We start from the raw sequence: 3226 nt of genomic DNA on the forward strand, positions 1-3226 counted from the left end.
TGACACGGTATGGGCGGAATTGCGTGTGTATCCCGCACAGCAATCTTCGGTCAGCGAAGGTCAGGCCGTCCACCTATTAACTGGCTCAGGCAGTGTGGCATCAACTGTAGATCATATTTTGCCTTCGATAGAATCACCGTATCAGCTGGCGCGTGTGAAACTCGCTAATGATAAGGAATCCTTGTCACCCGGCTTGATGACGGAAGCCCGTATTGAAGTGGGTCGTTTTTCAGTGGCTTTGGCCGTAGCGAAAGATGCCGTACAAACATTGGGCGGCCGCCAGGGCGTGTTTGTGAAACAAGGCGAGGAATATCGGTTTACGCCGCTGGTATTGGGCCGCAGTGATGACCATTTTTATGAGGTCGTTGAGGGGCTTGAAGCGGGCAGCGATTATGTCAGCCAAAACAGTTACCTGATTAAAGCCGATATCGAAAAATCCGAAGCTGAACACGAACACTGATCGAGGCGCACTATGATTGATTCTATTTTGCGCCTTGCGATAGAGCGGCGCTTACTGATTTTATGTTTTATTTTTGTCATTGTCGGTTTAGGTGTATGGAGTTATCAAAAGCTTCCCATTGATGCCGTACCCGACATCACTAACGTCCAGGTGCAAATCAATACTGCAGCTCCCGGATACTCTCCCCTAGAGTCGGAGCAACGCATTACCTATCCGGTAGAAACCGCACTCGCTGGTTTGCCTAACCTGTCTTACACGCGCTCCTTGTCACGCTATGGCTTGTCTCAGGTCACCGTGGTATTTGAAGAAGGTACCGACATTTATTTTGCGCGCAACCTGATTAACACCAGGCTGGGCGCGATTAAAAGTGTTTTACCGCCCGGACTTGAACCGGAGATGGGCCCCATCTCGACCGGCTTGGGTGAAATTTTTATGTACACGGTACAGGCGAAAGCGGATGCGCGCATGGCCAATGGCGAACCCTATACAGCTACGGCCTTGCGCGAAATCCAGGACTGGATTATCAAACCCCAGCTTGCGCAAGTAAAAGGTGTGATCGAGGTCAACAGTATTGGCGGTTACAACAAGCAATACCACGTCATGCCAGACCCCGCAAAATTACTGGTCTACCAAGTCAGTGTCGAAGATGTGGTGCTAGCGCTGCAAGCGAATAATGACAATCGTGGTGCAGGCTACATTGAGCGCAACGGTCAACAACTGCTGGTGCGCTCACCCGGGCAGCTTGGCACGATTGAGGACATTGGCAATGTCATCATCGCTGAACACGACTCTGTTCCGATCAAGGTAAAGGATGTCGCGGACATAGGCATTGGCAAAGAACTGCGCACCGGCGCCGCGACACGGGATGGGGTGGAAACCGTGTTGGGCACCGCCATGATGCTAATCGGCGCCAATTCACGGACCGTGGCCCAGGATGTGGCTGCCAAGTTGGAGGATATTCAGGCCTCTTTGCCAGACGGTGTGATTGCCGAAGCCGTCTACGATCGCACTGCATTGGTGGACAAAGCCATTGCCACTGTTTCCAAGAATTTGTTGGAAGGCGCGCTGTTGGTGATCGTTGTACTGTTTCTTTTGCTGGGCAACTTCCGCGCGGCACTGATCACGGCAGCCGTGATTCCTTTATCCATGTTGATGACCATCAGCGGCATGGTGAAAACCGGTGTCTCCGCAAATTTAATGAGCCTCGGCGCCCTGGATTTTGGTTTGATTGTCGATGGAGCGGTGATTATCGTTGAAAATTGTGTTCGTCGGCTGGCGGAGCATCAACATAAAAACGGGCAGCAGGATTTACGTGAACGATTGAATACCGTATTCGACGCAACGTCGGAAGTGATTCGTCCGAGTTTGTTCGGTGTGGCCATTATCACCATCGTCTACATTCCAATCTTCACCTTGACGGGCGTGGAAGGAAAAATGTTCCACCCGATGGCCGCCACAGTCGTCATGGCTTTACTCTCGGCGATGGTGCTATCACTCACCGTTGTGCCGGCCGCTGTCGCTGTGTTCATGAACGGAAAAATCAGCGAGAAAGAAAGTGTGGTGATTACCAAGGCAAAATCCGCCTATCAACCGCTGTTGAAGCTTGCACTCAGGTTTCGCTACGCCGTGGTGGGTTTTGCGTCGGTGCTGGTGGTGTTTTGCTTGTGGCTTGCCTCTACGTTGGGTTCGGAATTTATTCCGCAACTTAACGAAGGCGATATTGCGCTGCACGCCATGCGCATTCCAGGTACAGGGTTAGAGCAAGCCGTGGAAATGCAGGAAATACTGGAGCAGCGAATTGCCGCTTTTCCAGAAGTGGACAAGGTTTTTGCGCGTATTGGTACGGCGGAAGTCGCAACCGATCCTATGCCACCCAATGTTGCGGACAACTTTGTCATCCTCAAGCCACGAAGCGAGTGGCCGGATTCGTCCAAGACCAAAGCCGAACTCGTTGAAGAGATGGAGCGTGCACTTGAGGAGTTGCCTGGCAACAACTATGAGTTTACCCAGCCGATTCAGATGCGTTTTAACGAATTGATTTCAGGGGTACGTGCCGATTTGGGGATAAAGATATTTGGTGATGATCTGGATCAACTGGTTCTGACGGCGAATGATGTCCTCAAAGTAGTGAATGCCATCGACGGCGCAGCCGATGCCCGTGTCGAACAAGTCACAGGCTTGCCCACACTTTCCGTCATTCCAAATCGCACAGCTTTGGGGCGTTACGGACTAAACGTAGCTGAATTGCAAGACTGGGTGTCCGCAGCCATCGGCGGTGAATCGGCCGGCATTATTTATGAGGGCGACCGCCGTTTTGAGCTGGTTGTACGATTACCCGAAACGACTCGCCGCGATATTGACCAACTGAAATTTCTGCCGGTGCCACTTAAAAATGGCGATTACGTACCACTGGAAGAAGTCGCGACCCTGGATATTTCACCGGCGCCAGCGCAAATCAGTCGTGAAAACGGTAAACGCCGGATCGTGGTTACAGCGAATGTACGAGGTCGAGACCTAGGTAGCTTCGTCAAAGAAGTTCAAGAATCGATTCGTGAGAAAGCCGATATTCCCCCCGGCTATTGGCTGGATTACGGGGGCACTTTCGAACAATTGGAATCAGCCAGCCAGCGATTATCCATCGTTGTGCCGCTCACGCTCCTGGTGATTCTTGGAATATTGGTGATGGCATTTTCATCCTTTAAGGATGCGCTGATTATTTTCAGTGGTGTGCCGTTGGCGCTCACCGGCGGTGTGTTGTCGTTGTAT

Annotated in this window: 2 protein-coding genes; both read left to right on the forward strand. The window is 51.7% G+C overall.

The genetic code is table 11. From position 1 onward, the window contains the following. Positions 1–460: efflux RND transporter periplasmic adaptor subunit (locus IB286_RS15220; RefSeq protein ID WP_398285343.1), on the forward strand; the 460-nt coding region annotated here is incomplete at its 5' end. 12 nt (positions 461–472) lie between these two features. Then, a partial coding sequence (locus IB286_RS15225; RefSeq protein WP_190767005.1) for an efflux RND transporter permease subunit occupies positions 473–3226 on the forward strand: 2754 nt, incomplete at its 3' end.

This window comes from Spongiibacter pelagi (assembly GCF_014705705.1).
Lineage (GTDB): Bacteria > Pseudomonadota > Gammaproteobacteria > Pseudomonadales > Spongiibacteraceae > Spongiibacter > Spongiibacter pelagi.